This is a genomic window from Anaplasmataceae bacterium AB001_6, assembly GCA_020002265.1.
Lineage (GTDB): Bacteria > Pseudomonadota > Alphaproteobacteria > Rickettsiales > Anaplasmataceae > AB001-6.
In genome coordinates this window covers 256,342-271,926 of the sequence record CP048228.1, presented here as the reverse complement: position 1 = coordinate 271,926, position 15,585 = coordinate 256,342, and the positions used below count along the sequence as shown (strand labels likewise).

13 protein-coding genes and 1 rRNA gene are annotated in these 15,585 nt (G+C 31.5%); 7 read left to right on the top strand and 7 right to left on the bottom strand.

The genetic code is table 11. The features are described from left to right. Window positions 1-410 precede the first annotated feature (410 nt). The gene (gene dnaJ, locus GUI12_01285; GenBank protein ID UAT42789.1) at window positions 411-1,559 is read left to right on the top strand and encodes a molecular chaperone DnaJ; all 1,149 of its coding nucleotides are present in this window, start codon (window positions 411-413) and stop codon (window positions 1,557-1,559) included. Window positions 1,560-1,561: 2 nt separating this feature from the next. Further along, a complete protein-coding gene (der, locus tag GUI12_01280; protein UAT42788.1) occupies window positions 1,562-2,905 on the top strand; it encodes a ribosome biogenesis GTPase Der in 1,344 nt (447 codons plus the stop codon). A gap of 14 nt (window positions 2,906-2,919) precedes the next feature. Here der and gyrB read toward each other — a convergent pair whose 3' ends face one another. Further along, window positions 2,920-5,286, bottom strand: a complete 2,367-nt coding sequence (gene gyrB / locus GUI12_01275; protein UAT42787.1) for a DNA topoisomerase (ATP-hydrolyzing) subunit B — start codon at window positions 5,284-5,286, stop codon at window positions 2,920-2,922. Window positions 5,287-5,523: 237 nt separating this feature from the next. Between gyrB and GUI12_01270 the strand changes: the two genes are divergently transcribed. Both GUI12_01270 and GUI12_01265 read left to right on the top strand, forming a co-directional pair. Beyond that, entirely contained in the window at window positions 5,524-5,724 is a 201-nt protein-coding gene (locus GUI12_01270; protein UAT42786.1) for a hypothetical protein, read from the top strand. 160 nt (window positions 5,725-5,884) lie between these two features. After that, the gene (locus GUI12_01265; protein ID UAT43435.1) at window positions 5,885-6,601 is read left to right on the top strand and encodes a uracil-DNA glycosylase; all 717 of its coding nucleotides are present in this window, start codon (window positions 5,885-5,887) and stop codon (window positions 6,599-6,601) included. A gap of 10 nt (window positions 6,602-6,611) precedes the next feature. On the opposite strand, the gene GUI12_01260 is transcribed toward GUI12_01265, so the two are convergent. After that, window positions 6,612-7,565, bottom strand: coding sequence for an NAD-dependent epimerase/dehydratase family protein (locus tag GUI12_01260; protein UAT42785.1), 954 nt, complete (start codon window positions 7,563-7,565; stop codon window positions 6,612-6,614). Window positions 7,566-7,814: 249 nt separating this feature from the next. Next, entirely contained in the window at window positions 7,815-8,147 is a 333-nt protein-coding gene (locus GUI12_01255) for a hypothetical protein (GenBank protein ID UAT42784.1), read from the bottom strand. Between the two features lie 150 nt (window positions 8,148-8,297). On the opposite strand from GUI12_01255, the gene prfA reads away from it, so the two are divergent. The 3 genes from prfA to GUI12_01240 all read left to right on the top strand — a co-directional run bounded on the left by prfA (window position 8,298) and on the right by GUI12_01240 (window position 11,095). Beyond that, a complete protein-coding gene (prfA, locus tag GUI12_01250) occupies window positions 8,298-9,398 on the top strand; it encodes a peptide chain release factor 1 (protein ID UAT42783.1) in 1,101 nt (366 codons plus the stop codon). Between the two features lie 88 nt (window positions 9,399-9,486). Beyond that, window positions 9,487-10,191: a 1-acyl-sn-glycerol-3-phosphate acyltransferase gene (locus tag GUI12_01245; GenBank protein ID UAT42782.1), complete on the top strand. Its 705-nt coding sequence runs from the start codon at window positions 9,487-9,489 to the stop codon at window positions 10,189-10,191. Then, complete coding sequence (locus tag GUI12_01240; protein ID UAT42781.1) at window positions 10,160-11,095, top strand: bifunctional riboflavin kinase/FAD synthetase; 936 nt, start codon at window positions 10,160-10,162, stop codon at window positions 11,093-11,095. Before GUI12_01245 ends, GUI12_01240 begins: the two co-directional genes overlap by 32 nt. Here the strand turns inward: GUI12_01240 and GUI12_01235 are convergent. From GUI12_01235 to GUI12_01220, 4 genes are all read right to left on the bottom strand, one after another. Next, window positions 11,066-12,853 carry an arginine--tRNA ligase gene (locus GUI12_01235; GenBank protein ID UAT42780.1) on the bottom strand — a complete coding sequence of 596 codons (1,788 nt, stop codon included), beginning with the start codon at window positions 12,851-12,853 and terminating at the stop codon, window positions 11,066-11,068. The genes GUI12_01240 and GUI12_01235 overlap by 30 nt on opposite strands. Window positions 12,854-12,862: 9 nt before the next feature. Next, window positions 12,863-13,201, bottom strand: coding sequence for a succinate dehydrogenase, hydrophobic membrane anchor protein (gene sdhD / locus GUI12_01230; protein UAT42779.1), 339 nt, complete (start codon window positions 13,199-13,201; stop codon window positions 12,863-12,865). 6 nt (window positions 13,202-13,207) lie between these two features. Then, window positions 13,208-13,594: a succinate dehydrogenase, cytochrome b556 subunit gene (gene sdhC / locus GUI12_01225; protein UAT42778.1), complete on the bottom strand. Its 387-nt coding sequence runs from the start codon at window positions 13,592-13,594 to the stop codon at window positions 13,208-13,210. A 96-nt stretch (window positions 13,595-13,690) separates the two neighbouring features. Beyond that, window positions 13,691-15,189, bottom strand: a 16S ribosomal RNA gene (locus GUI12_01220). Between the last annotated feature and the right edge of the window lie 396 nt (window positions 15,190-15,585).

Here is a 15,585-nt window from a genome sequence, read left to right as displayed (position 1 = left end):
TTGAGTATTTTTAAATTTCTATATATAGAAATTTATTTAGCAAGAATAATGTTATTTATTTTAATATTAGTATAACATTTTTAAATAAAAATATCTATTTTATCTGAAGAGACAATGATGCATTATATAAATTTTCTATACCTATAAAAAGATGTTAACAAAAATAAAATAATTTTACAAGTTATTAATTAATAAATAAATTTATTAAAAAATATAAAAAGAATTTTTTTAATATTTTTTTTAAGTATCCTTGATTTATGAATTGTTATGCTTATATCAATAATTGTAGTGTGATATTGGACAATCTGATCATTAGGCAGTGCGCATTTTGTTCATTAAAATAGAAAGCTAAACAGATCTTTGTTAGCAAAAATACATATTAATATACATAGTTAAAATTAAGTTTCATCATGAGTACAAAAAAAGCTGATTATTATGAAGTAATGGGAATTGATCGCAGCGCTTCACAAGAAGAGATCAAGAAAAAATTTCGTAAACTAGCCTTGAAATATCATCCTGATAAAAATACCGATAAGCAAACAGCAAGCGAAAAATTCAAAGAGATATCTAATGCTTATGAAGTATTAGGAGATCCTAAAAAAAGAGAACAATATGACAGATTTGGACATGCCGATGAAAATAGCGGATTTGGCCATCAAGGAGGATTTGGAGGAACATCTGGCTTTGGTAATGATTTTTCCGAAATATTTGAAGATCTATTTGGACATTCTTTTGGCGGAAGAACAAATAGCCGAAGATCACAAAAGAGTAGCGCAATAAATGGTGCAGACCTGAGATATGACTTAAATTTAACCTTGGAACAAGCTTTTGCTGGAACAACAATACCAATAAAATATTCAACATTTGTAAAATGCGACAATTGCAACGCCAGAGGTAGCACAAATTCTTCAATACCTTATAAAACATGCTCAACATGTAATGGGAATGGCGTTATTCACTTACAACAAGGCTTTTTTACAGTTGAAAGATCATGTCATACATGTAATGGAACAGGTCAAACTATAAAAGATCCATGTACAAAATGTAGCGGAGAAGGAAGATATAAAAAACAAAAAAATATTGATGCAAAAATTCCAGCAGGTGTTGATAATGGTTTTAAAGTAAGAATAAAAGATGCAGGTGAAGCAGGTATGAGAGGAGGCTCTAGTGGGGATCTATTCTTATATATAACTGTCAGTCCGAGCAACATATTCAAAAGACAAGGGAATAACCTGTGCTGTGATATTCCAATTAAAATGTCTACTGCAATACTGGGTGGTAAGATAGAATCTCCTTCTATTGATGGCGGAAAAATACGAGTAAATGTTCCAGAAGGCACTCAACATGGATCATTATTACGAGTCAAAGGAAAAGGGATGATGAAATTACACAGCACAGTAAGAGGAGATTTATTAATAAATGTAATAGTGGAAATTCCTGTTAATGTAAATCAAAGACAAAAGCAATTATTAGAAGAATTTGATAAAGAATGTAAATCAAACAGTCATCCAAAATTTGAAGCATTTGTAAAGAAAATGAAAAATTTCTGGCAATTCTAATAATGTTAAAAGTAGCAATTCTAGGACGCGCAAACGTAGGGAAATCTACTTTGTATAACAAATTAGTTAATAAAAAAAAGTCTATTGTTTATGATAGACCAGGTGTAACACGTGATGTCATTGAAGAAACAGTTGAGCTTGGTGATTATAAATTTAACATATATGATACAGCAGGTTTTGAAGACAAAGTCTTCTTTTCTAATGAATTTTCTGATACTGTCTTGCAATGCGCAGATGTAATTCTCTTTGTTGTGGCAGATTATCTGTTAAAACAAGATTATGAAATACTTTCTTTAATTAGAAAAACCAGTAAGAAGCCAAATCACAGGATAGTCTTGCTGATAAATAAATGTGATATTAAGAAAAACGATGATATTAGTGATTTTCTATCTCTAGGCATTGATGAATATATAAAAATATCTGCAGAACATAACATAGGGATAGCAGATATACACAGTATAATCATCGATGAATGTGAAAATTTTTATTCAAACATAGATGAATCTGAAAATGAACTAGATGAAAACGATACAATTAAATTAGCCATAATAGGCAAACCAAATGTTGGAAAATCAACTTTCATTAATAATATTCTTCAAGAAAACAGAATGATTACACAAGATGAACCTGGTACAACCAGAGATTCTGTAGATATCAATTTCATCCATAAAAATAAAAGATTTATCTTAACTGATACACCAGGAGTCCGCAAAAAAAGAAATATCACAGACAATTTAGAGAAAATTAGTTCTTATACCTCAATTGCTACAATAAAAAAAATAGATGTAGTTTTATTTATGTTTGAAGCAATAAGAGGCATTGATAAACAAGATTTCATTTTAATTAATCATGCTCTTAAAAATGGAAAAATCGTTATAATAGGAGCTAATAAATATGATATTATCAAAAAAAACAAAGATGACAAAGATATCAGAAAATATATTGAATATCAGTGTAAAAAGATCTTAGTATACAAAACGCCCATAGTTTTCTTCTCAGCTTTAAAGGATAAACAATGTGATGATATACTGGATGTTGTTCACATTTTAAAGACGCAAAGTCGGCGTAAATTCACTACAAGTAAATTAAACAAATGGTTAAAAGAAGCATGTAGCAAACATGTTCATCCATTAACCAATAAAAGATTGGCGATAAATTTCAAATACATAGTACAATCTGGCATTAATCCTCTATATTTTACAATATATTGCAATTATCCTGATCAGATATTAGACAGCTATATAAGCTATCTAAGAAATAATCTGAGAGAATTTTTTAAGATAGAGGCAATTCCTATATCTATAAAATTAGCAAAGAGTCACAATCCATATGCAAAATCAAAGTAGATACTCTGATTTTCTTATGTATCAATAATTGTATGTATAGCATTTTCCATAATGAACTCTTTTCTGGGAGCTACATTATCTCCCATAAGCATATTAAAAATACGATCTGCATTTTCTGCATCTTCAATACTGACTTGCAAAAGACTGCGAATTTTAGGATCTAATGTAGTATCCCACAATTGATCTGGGTTCATTTCACCCAACCCCTTAAAACGCTGTAAAGTTGAGCCTTCTTTTATCTTTGTTTCAGTAAAAAGTATGAAATCACTTGGAGAAGAAAAATATGTATTTTTGCTATTTCCACGTATAAATACAGATTCCAAGAAATACTTAGCAGAATCTATGATCGAGGTATAGCGATCAAATTTTAAGAAATAATCAAAACGCACTTTATAACTATGCTTGATACCATTCCGCATACAAGCACAAATTATATAATCATCATCTTTCACATCTATAGTCCAATCTTCAATTGGGTTTACTTTCTTAAGAATGTTAATTATTGTATCAAATTTTGCATTCTGCACATCCCCACAATAATAACCAATTAATAAAAGCTGCAATAAATTCTTTGGAACATCATATAAATCAAAAATGATAGAAGAATTAAAATTACGGCATGATAGAATAAACTGCTCTAACTCGTCCCCTGATAGATCAACATCACCAAAAGAAATTTTGAATTTTCTTATGCTTTCCTTCAGTACATAGGATAATAATTCTTCATCATCGCGCAAATAAATACCCTTATTGGCTCTAGATATACGATATAAAGGAGGTTGTCCGATATATAAATAACCATGCTCAATAATCTTTGGCATGTAACGGAAAAAGAAAGTCAATAATAAAGTTCTAATATGCAGCCCATCGACATCGGCATCAGTCATTATTATCACTTTGTGATATCTTATTTTCTCTATATCAAAATCATCTCCTATTCCACAGCCCAATGCAGAAATAAGGCATATAATTTCCTGAGAATGCATTACTTTATCTATGCGTACTTTTTCCACGTTTAATATTTTCCCCTTTAAAGGTAAAACAGCTTGATTAAATCTACTTCTCCCCTGTTTTGCAGAACCTCCAGCTGATTCTCCCTCTACAATGAATATCTCTGAATTAGCAGGTGATCGCTCTTGGCAATCTGCTAATTTACCAGGCAAACTAATTGTATCTAAAGCTCCTTTACGTCTTGTCAATTCACGAGCTTTTCGCGCTGCTTCACGTGCTATTGCTGATTCAACCACACGATCAAAAACTGCTTTTGCTTGTTTTGGATTTTCTTCAAACCAAGATCCAAGTTTATTATAGACAACTTTTTCAACAACTGATCTAACTTCTCCACTTACTAATTTTTCTTTTGTTTGTGAAGAGAATTTAGGATCTGGCACCTTAACTGAGATGATAGCAAGCATTCCTTCACGTATATCCTCTCCAATAATTGAGAATTTTAATTTTTTTCCTAGATTATTTATAGAAACATAATTATTGAAACATCTAGTGATAGCATTTTTGAACCCGGATAAATGCGTTCCTCCATCTTTTTGGCGAATATTATTAGTAAAACACAATATATTTTCATAAAAAGATTTAGTGAATTTAAGAACAACATTAACCTCAATATCAGAAGATATATCGCTAAAAAACAAGATGTCATTAATGACAAAATCCTTTCCTTTTGATATATAATCTATAAATTTCTTTAATCCTTCATTTACCTCTTTTTTTTCAAAGACAATTTTACGAGGTTCTATGGGACGCAAATCCTCTAATGTAATTAATACACCTTCATTAAGAAATGAAAGTTCTCTCAAACGCTGTTCTAGAGTATTAAAAGATAAATCTATGCTGGCAAAAACTTCTATAGAAGGTTTAAATTCCACCATTGTTCCTGTTTTTTCTATACCGCCTCTAATCACAGATATATCACCATCTGGCACACCTTTGGTAAAAGATAGCAAATATTCTTTTCCATCTCTCCATATTGTTAATTTCAAGTATTCTGAAAGAGCATTGACAACCGATACACCTACCCCGTGTAATCCACCTGAAACCTTATATGAATTGTGATCAAATTTTCCACCAGCATGCAATTGTGTCATGATAAGAACAGCAGCAGAAACTCCTTCTTCTTCATGGATATCAACAGGTATACCACGACCATTATCAGAAACAACAACTGAATTATCTTTATTAATAATGATATTTATCTCATCACAATGTCCGGCTAATGATTCATCAATTGCATTATCTACAACTTCATACACCATGTGGTGCAGACCTGAACCATCTTCAGTATCTCCAATATACATACCTGGACGCTTTATTACTGCTTCCAAACCCTTCAAAACTTTTATGGAGCTGGCGGAATAATCAGACATAAGATAACAATAAAGAAAAAATAACCCTTGATTGTATCAAAAATATCCATATATTAAAACACAAAAGAAAAGACGTCTATCATACAATTAAAAAACATTATTAATTAATTCAGTGATATAAGAATTTTTTAACTTTTAGATAGTAGAATTTTATTAGTTTAGTCTCTCAATCAAAAAGTAGAAAGCAGACAATAACCAAGATATTAAATTAGAATAAATCTTTGAGGAATATAACAAATGGAAAGAAATGTTTCTACAATAATGAAGAAAATAAAGTGCTGGCTTGGATGCGTTAAGCCAGCAATGGAAAAAGATCTAGAAATACAACATCGTAGTGCTGAAGAAGAAAGTACAACTAATGGTATAGAAGCAAAAGATAAAACAGATGCTCCTAAGCCTGCTAAAAAAAAATCTACTGCCACTAAAAAAAGTAAATAAAATAAAGGTATCAAAAGAGTAACAGTAGCGTGCTTCTGTTTTGTGAATTATACTATAAGTATATTCTTTTCAACTTTACTTCATTGGTATGAAAAATGATTTTTTGATGCTACACGTTCTGTTGGAGATATATGTAGAAACTGGCAATGATTTTTCTCTTATGATTCCTACAAAAAAGCTCAAAAATTTAAAAATTCCAACCCAAAAGAAGGAAATTTCATCCCAAAAAAATAATGTATCATTAAATTCAAAAGAAATTGAAAGTAATTCCTACGCCCTAAATAACATAGATAGTATAGATGATCTAAAAGAGCATTTATGTAACAATAAACTCAGTATATGTAATATAGCGAAAGAAGCTAAAAATACTGTTTTTTCTGATGGGAATATAGATGCCAATATTATGGTGATCGGAGAAGCTCCTGGTGCAAGTGAAGATGATCAAGGTATTCCGTTTTGTGGAGCCAGTGGTAAATTATTAGATAAAATGTTTGCATCAATAGATCTTTACAGAGCAGAAGATATATACATAACAAATACTATATTTTGGCGCCCTCCAAATAATAGAAGGCCAACCGAAGAAGAATCCAATGCTTGTTTACCTATCGTTGAAAAACATATTAATCTGTTCAATCCCAAATTAATAATATTAGTTGGCGGAACCGCATTAAATGCATTGATTAAAACAAATAATTCAATTTCAAGAATGAGAGGAGATTTCTTTATTTATATTGATCCTATATCAAGAAAGGAAATCCCCACTACTGCTATATTTCATCCTTCGTATTTGCTTAGACAACCGAAGCAAAAAGTAATAGCGTGGAAAGATCTACAGATGATAAGAAAATATATAGATGATAATAACATTCTTAAATAAGCAAATTATTCTAGCCGTTTAGAACGTCCTTAGCTGTATTGTCAAATATCTTGGTTTTTATAGCCAAATTTTTGATTAAATTAGAAGTAGAAATAATATTACTTTGTTTAAAGATAGCAATGTGCTGTCTAGTAATAATGGGTTCAAAATTTCCTAGAAAAAATTTAGATAATAAGCGACTAACCTTTAGCTCTAAAGGATAAGCGACAATAGTACAAAGAAAAGATGGTAATCTGATAACAAATCTATTTCTTTTAGGCCTACTATATTCTATAACAAAATCTAGAATGTCTTTTAAAGAATAAACAACAGGACCTGCAAGCTGAAAAGTTCCATACATTTTAGAATCGATAATCTTTATTACCGAGGTTACAACATCGGTAACATGAATTGGTTGTATCTTAGCTTTTCCTGCACCTATCCAAGGCAATAGATAAAAAGAGTTAATAAATCTTGAAAAATAGGTAATAAAATGATCACGCTTTCCATAGATAAAACTTGACTTAATTATCGTCAAATTACTTATTATTCCATTTAAAATATCTTCTGATTCTAACTTTGTCTTTACATAATAATTCTTCTTGCTAGCATCTTCCATTAACGTGGAAAAATGCAACATATGAGACGCCTCTTTTTCTAAAGCTGCATGAGCAATATTTGCGGCTATATCCACATTAATTGCTCTAGATTCAGATAATGTACAAGAATATGAAGCTCCTACAAGATTAACGACTATTTCACCGACACCTATACAAGCAGCAATTGAAGCAATATTTTCAGGATTATATTTTAAAAACAAGATTTGTCCAGGGATTGCGGATACTGATAGTTCAGAGAGTAGATCTGGATTACGAGAACAAATTTTAACTACATATCCAGCAGATACAAGCATTTCCACAAGATATCTTCCAACAAATCCACTTCCACCGAAAACAACTACGACCTTCTTATTCACACCATTCATAAGCCTGATATACTATAAAACAAGGGGGTTCAAAATACTCATAACCATCAAATGATCCTGAACAAAAAGTTCAAGGTGGGATAGAGTGTTGCTTGTATAGAATTATCCAGGGATCAAGCAGGGACCAATCCCAAAAATATTATCACGGTTCTAGGCACTGACAATCATAAATACTCCAAACCCGTAGTAATCTAACATGAGCAATAATCTAAATCAAGCCATTTTCTGAGTATATAACTAGCCTGATGATCATCCAAAAATGAAAGATAGTTTTTTTGTATCTCTCAAAAGAAAACCCTCATTTACCATAGCACCAACGAGTATATAATCAGTTAATTTAGATTCAGTAATATCTTGCAATAATTTTTGTCCGACAAATGTAAAATTATTCATCATACATGCTCTAACAATGCATTCTATTTTTTTATTGTTGAGCGCCGATATATTGTCAATGGAGAAATCTAAATTAAGTTTGAGTAAAGTACTTTTAACACTTAGTAATTTTTGTGTTAAATTATCTCTAAAATTAGACTCCAAAATGCTTAAATTGTCATTAAAATTATAACAATTATTATCAACCATAAGAGATACCGAAACTTTTTAGAATCTATATAAAAACGTTTTTTGTCCTACGTTCTACTGAAAATATGTAAAATGTATATACATATAATGACATATATATTAAAATTCTCTTAGAAGGTTATTATTTTGTTCGTTTTTTTTCTTTGATTTATGGATCTATCTGATTATTCTAATAATTTACTTGATAAATTTAAAAAAATTGAAATAAAAATGCAGGACGCATCTGATTTATCTGCAGAAGAAATGGTAACGCTGTCCAAGGAATATTCTGAAATAAAACCTACAGCAGATTTAGCACAGCATTATTTGGCTAACAAAAGACAACTAGAAGATGCACTGAGTGAAATGAAGAACCCTGATTTAGACAATGATCTAAAATCTTTATTTAAAGAAGAAATATCTGATTTACAAAGCACAGTAGCAAGTCTTGAGAAAAAAATTAAAACATCTTTAATCCCAAAAGATAAAGATGATCAGCGCAATGTGATAATGGAAATACGTGCTGGTACTGGCGGCGATGAAGCATCTTTATTTGCATATGATTTGTTTCGCATGTACCAAAAATATGCAGAACGAATGAATTGGAAAACTGAGATTCTTAACATATCACATAACGAATTAGGTGGATATAAAGAAGCTAGCTTGATAATCAAAGGTCAAATGGTATTTTCAAAGTTAAAATTTGAATCTGGCACCCATAGAGTACAAAGAATTCCTGAAACTGAATCTGCTGGCCGTGTTCATACATCGGCGGCAACTGTTGCTGTTCTCCCTGAAGCGGAAGATGTAGATATAAATATCCAAGACAAAGATTTAAGAATTGATGTATATCGTTCAAGCGGCCCTGGAGGACAATCTGTTAATACAACTGATAGTGCTGTAAGAATAACTCATATTCCGACTGGGATTGTTGTCATACAGCAAGATGAGAAATCACAACATAAAAATAAAGCAAAAGCTTTGAAAATATTGCGTGCTAGATTATATGAAAGTGAGCGTAATAAGAAAAATACTGAAATATCAGAAATGAGAAAGCAGCAAATTGGCTCAGGCGATAGATCTGAAAGAATAAGAACTTATAATTTTCCTCAAGGAAGAGTTACTGATCATAGAATCAACTTGACTCTTTATAAGATTAATCAATTTGTAAAAGAAGGACAGATAGAGGACATGATAAATGAATTAATTACACAAGATGAAGCAAGTAATCTATCACAGATAGAAAAAGATAGTAGCAGTATAAATAGGTAATTTTTATGAAAATATTATGAAATCGTTATTAGGCAAAATCACATATATTTTTAGGTATTGTGTTTATATCCTCTGCACTGCAATTGTTATGGTAACATCGGTTCCTATAGGCAGATCAATGACTTTTTTCCGAGTCGGGTGTAATACAAAAAAAATGCCAGAAATAAATTATCATCTACACTTTAGAAATTTATGTAACATCTTAACTAAAATAACAAACATAAAGACTGCTGTAGAGGGATTAGAACATATACCAAACAATAAAGACTTTATTATTGCTTCAAATCATGAATCATCTGGGGATATCTTAATACTCGCAAACACCTTTAAAAAATTCCCTGTTTTTTTGGCAAAAAAGACCTTATTTTTTACTCCTCTCGGAATTAGTATGCGTAATCAACACATACCAGTAAATAAAGATTCATCTAGCATTACAGATATCAAAGAAACTTATATGCACTGTAAAGACAGAGTAAAAAGAGGTAAAACCATTATATTATTCCCTGAAGGCACTAGGAATCATAATCAGAAGAAAATTGAATACAAACCTGGGGTGTTTTATATTGCAAAAAAAACTAATACTGTCGTTCTTCCTGTAGCACATCATTCATCTGATTTAATGGGAAGAAATTTCTTTCATATGCCAAAATCAGGAACAATAAAAATAAAGTGCTTAAAAGCAATAGATCCTGCCACAATGGATAAAGAAACATTTTTGCAAAAATTACAAGAAGTTATTAGTATAAATGTTAAACAATTACATGAAGATTTTCAGAAAAATAAGACCAATTAGTAATTTAAAAACTGTTGTAACTTTTGGTAATTTTGATGGAGTACATTTTGCTCATCAAAACATATTTAAAATTGTTTCTAATCTAGCAAAAGAAAAAGGATTGCTTTCCGTGATTTTAACATTTAACAATCACCCAAAGACCCTCTTATTAAAAGAAAGTGATTTCCTTATTTATGACAATACAACAAAGATGAAATTGTTAAAAGAACAAGACTGTGATTATTTATATTTATTAGATTTTGATGAATCTTTTTCAAAGATAGAAAGTGAAGATTTTATCTCTGAAATATTAATCAAAAAACTAAACATGAAATTCATAGTACAAGGATATAACTGCAGATTTGGTACGAATGGAAAGGGTTCAAATGATATGCTGAGATCTCTACAAGATAAGTATAAATACAATTTTCAAGAATTAAATGAACTAACAATAGCTAAAGAAACATGCTCTTCATCAAATATCAGAAAATATTTAAAAGATGGAGAGCCAAGTATCTATAATAAAATGTTAAACAGGATATTTGAAATATCAAATAAGGTAATAGAAGGAAATAAAAGAGGTAGATTAATAGGCTTTCCAACGGCAAACATAAAAATAGATGCAGAACAGATTACTCCTAAGAAAGGTGTTTATAAAACCTATACAATAATTGATCAAAAAATATATAGTTCTATAACGAATGTAGGCACGCGTCCTACTTTTGATAACAAACCAGAAATTATCATAGAGACCCATATTTTCAATTTTGATGCTGATATATATGGCAAAGATATATCAGTAGGATTTGAAGAATTTATAAGAGAAGAGATGAAATTCAATTCACTAGAAGAACTAAAAAAACAAATCATCCAAGATATTGAATCAGTGAAAAAATTACATTCTCTCCAAAGCTTCCAATCCTAAAATTTCAAATACTCTACCCATTACTATTTGTGCACAATATAAGAGAGATATTCTATTTTTAGTCAATTTTTCATCATCAGGAATTATAAATCTCATGTTATTATCTTGTACTCCTACATTCCAGAGGGAGTGTATAGACTCTGCAATGTCATACACAAAAACTGTTAGCAAATGCGGTTCCAAATTTTTAAAAACAGTTTCCATCACAGATAAAAATCTTGCTAATAGCCTCATAAGCCTACGCTCATGTGTGCTATTCAAAACAGCAACATCAATAGAATTAGTATCAGTGTAATCAAAATCAACCTTACGTAAGACAGAACAAATTCTCACATAAGCATACTGAACATAAAAAACAGGATTATGTTTGTTTTGCTCTTTGAATTTATCAAAATCAAAATCGAGTATAACATCAGAGCGTCTACTGATCATAGTATATCGCACTGAATCTTTAGGGACTTCATCTAAAACATTCTGTAATGTTAAAAAATTTCCAGCTCTTTTTGACATTTTAACAGGCTCTGAACCTCTAACAAAATTCACTATATTAGAAATTTTTACCTTTATATCTTTTTTAGAATCAGTAAGAGCAGTAACCACTCCCTTAATACGCTTAACATATCCCTTATGATCTTCTCCTAGACCAATAATTAATTCATCAAAGTCCCTTCGTACTTTATTAAAATGATAGGCGATATCAGATGCAAAATATGTAGGTTCTCCCGTATCTTTCTGTAAAATTCTATCTTCATCATCTCCAAAATTTGTTGAGCGAAACAACGTTGTCTTTCTCTGCACCCATTGTTTCTTGATTGCATCATTTCCACCTTTGGGAGCAGTCAATACATTAGATTCATATATTAGATCCTGCTCTTTTAGTAATCTAAAGGCATTTGAAAAATCACTATTTTTATGTAGTGAAGATTCGAAAACAAAATTATCATGTTTTATCCCCAATCTTAATAGCTGCTTTTTTATATCCTTCAAAAGAAAAAAGATAACTTGGTCTTTGACAGCATCAAAAAATTTCTCCCTTTCAAGATTCAAAAGAGAATTTCCATGCTCTGAAACAATGTATTTTCCTACTTTTTTTAAATAATCTCCAGGATATAACCCCTGCGGTATGGCATCTATATCGTGACCCAAAGCTTCCTTATAACGCAAATAGCAAGAATCTAAAAGTGTGATAATTTGAGAACCCATATCATTAACATAATATTCTCTACATACTTCATAGCCATAGAAGGTGTATACATTGGCTAATACATCTAATAAAACAGCATTTCTTGTATGACCAATATGTAAAGGACCGGTAGGATTTGCTGATACAAATTCAATGTTAATTGATTTATTTCGTTCAGTTAATACATCAAAATTACAATTTTGCGAAATAATTTCATAAAAAAAAGAATTCCACAGACGATCATTAATAGAAAAATTTATAAAACCATTATCTGAAACTGTAACATAAGAAAAATCTTTATTCTCCAGCAGCTTATCTTTTATCTTATTTGCAAAAGAAAGAAAAGAGTCTGCAAAAAATTTATATAATATAAAAGCAAGGTTAGTTGAAAAATCTGCCTTTAAATCAAATCTTGAATCAACAATTTCTACTTCCATCACAGCAGAATTAATCTTCAATTTCATCTCATCTGAAAGAGAATTTGGAGCAGAAATAGATATCAAATTATCTATAGAAAATAAAAAATTTCTCCTAATACAATAATAGATATCACGAGTTTTATTACCATTTATCACTCAAGATCCTCATCTAATTCCATCAATAAAGAAATGTTGAGTGAAAATCATAATAACTTGAACAGAAGATAAGATCAAAAAAGAATATAAAAATATATTACAAAAACGCCTGAGCAGAAGATTATGAACATAATCTTCCAAAATAATATATAATCCAATAAAGCTATGATAAATAACAGTAAGAAAAAAGCTCAAAGATAAAAATGGATGCAAAATTAAAAAGTCTATTTCAAGATGATCATAATCATCAAAGAACCAGCAAAATACAAAACATAAAAAGAAAACGGATAATAAAACAGCCGTTAATCTTTGCAGCCACCAAAATGAGAAAGCTTTATCAGAAGACATAAAATATCAATATAAAAATAAAAAAATTAAATATGCAGACAATAGAAAAGCAAAAAATATAACTATAAAGCTAGATATTTTAATAGATCGTAAAGATATAAAAAAACGCATATCCCACAAAAGATGCCTAATACCGTTCAATGAATGATAAGTAACAGAAAAGATTAATCCAAGTGATAAAAGTAAAAACATCCATCCTTGAGAAAAATAAGAAAATAAAGAAAAAATAAAACTATCTGGATAAAAAAGGAAAAAAAAATACCAATTTAAAAATAAGACAGAATAAAAGAAAAGAAATAGGCCAGAAAATCTATGAAGAATAGAACAAACAACAGCTAAAGGAAATTTGTATACCTGCAAATGAGGCGATAAAACCGACAATTTATTAAACATATCAAAACAAGATAAGAAAAAATAAAGACAGCGAGAAAACTGAAAGCTTCAAATAAATCACAAATAAAATCTGTGATAAATAACAAAAAAATCCTAAAAGGAGGTAATCCAGCCACAGGTTCACCTACAGCTACCTTGTTACGACTTCACCCCAGTTACCAGATACACCATAAATGGCTCCCTCCAAAAAGGTTAGTATACCATCTTCAAGCATAACCGACTTCCATGGCGTGACGGGCAGTGTGTACAAGACCCGAGAACGTATTCACCGCAACATTGCTGATTTGCGATTACTAGCGATTCCAACTTCATGCTTTCGAGTTGCAGAAAACAATCCGGACTGAGATAAGATTTAGAGATTAGCATTGCTTTGCAGCATAGCGACCCATTGTTCTTACCATTGTAGCACGTGTGTAGCCCACACCATAAAGGCCATGATACCTGACGTCATCCACACCTTCCTCCAGCTTATCACTGGCAGTTCTTTTATAGTCCTCAGCACTACCTGTTAGCAAATAAAAGTAAGGGTTGCGCTCGTTGCGGGACTTAACCCAACATCTCACGACACGAGCTGACGACGGCCATGCAACACCTGTGTGAGATCCAGCCTAACTGACCCTATTTCTTCAAATAGGTATAATCTCCATGTCAAGGTGTGGTAAGGTTCTTCGCGTTGCATCGAATTAAACCACATGCTCCACCGCTTGTGCGAGTCCCCGTCAATTCCTTTGAGTTTTAGTCTTGCGACCGTACTCCCCAGGCGGAGTGCTTATCACGTTAGCTTCAACAAGGAAAGAAATCTCCCCTTGCTTAGCACTCATCGTTTACAGCGTGGACTACCAGGGTATCTAATCCTGTTTGCTCCCCACGCTTTCGTACCTCAGTGTCAGTATTAGCCCAGATAACTGCCTTCGCCTTCGACGTTCTTTCTAATATCTACGAATTTCACCTCTACACTAGAAATTCCGTTACCCTCTTCTATACTCAAGTAAACCAGTTTTGGATGCAATTCCAAAGTTATGCTCTGGGATTTCACATCCAACTTAATAAACAACCTACGTACCCTTTACGCCCAGTAATTCCGAACAACGCTCGCCCCCTTCGTATTACCGCGGCTGCTGGCACGAAGTTAGCCGGGACTTCTTCTGCGATTAACGTCATTATCTTCATCGCTGAAAGAGCTTTACAACCCTAAGGCCTTCGTCACTCACGTGGTATGGCTGGATCAGGCTTGCGCCCATTGTCCAATATTCCCTACTGCTGCCTCCCGTAGGAGTCTGAACCGTATCTCAGTTTCAATGTGGCTGTACATCCTCTCAGACCAGCTATAGATCATCGTCTTGTTAAGCATTTACCTCACCAACTAACTAATCTAACGCGGACTCATCTGATAGCGAAAATTCTTTCCCCCGTAGGGTATTATACGGTATTAGCTAACATTTCTATTAGTTATCCCATACTATCAGGCAGATTTCCACGCGTTACTCACCCGTCTGCCACTAGATAAACTCGCAAGCGAGTTTATCTCGTTCGACTTGCATGTATAAAGCCTACCACTAGCGTTCGTTCTGAGCCAGGATCAAACTCTCAAATTAAAAGTTTGAACCTAACAGAAACTCACTGTCTTTATTTTTTCTTATCTACACTTATCAAACAACAACAGAGAAAAACATCTCATGTCTTAAATGTGTCGAAACACGATGATCATATTAACCCATTTTGCTACGGATAGTCAACAAGTTAATTTAATTTTTTATTAAATTTTATTTTTCTCTAAATAAAGCTGTCTATTGATATTCAAATAATCATGTTAATTATCATTTCGATATTAAAGAAATTCTGCTATATTTACTCAACAATATTTAAGCATAAATATGCTGCTCTCATAATGGTTATTTATTCAATAAAGCGTATTATGTTGCAATGATTTATACTATCTTAATTAAACATGCGATATAAATGGACATGTTGTTGAATGTGCATATTGCATC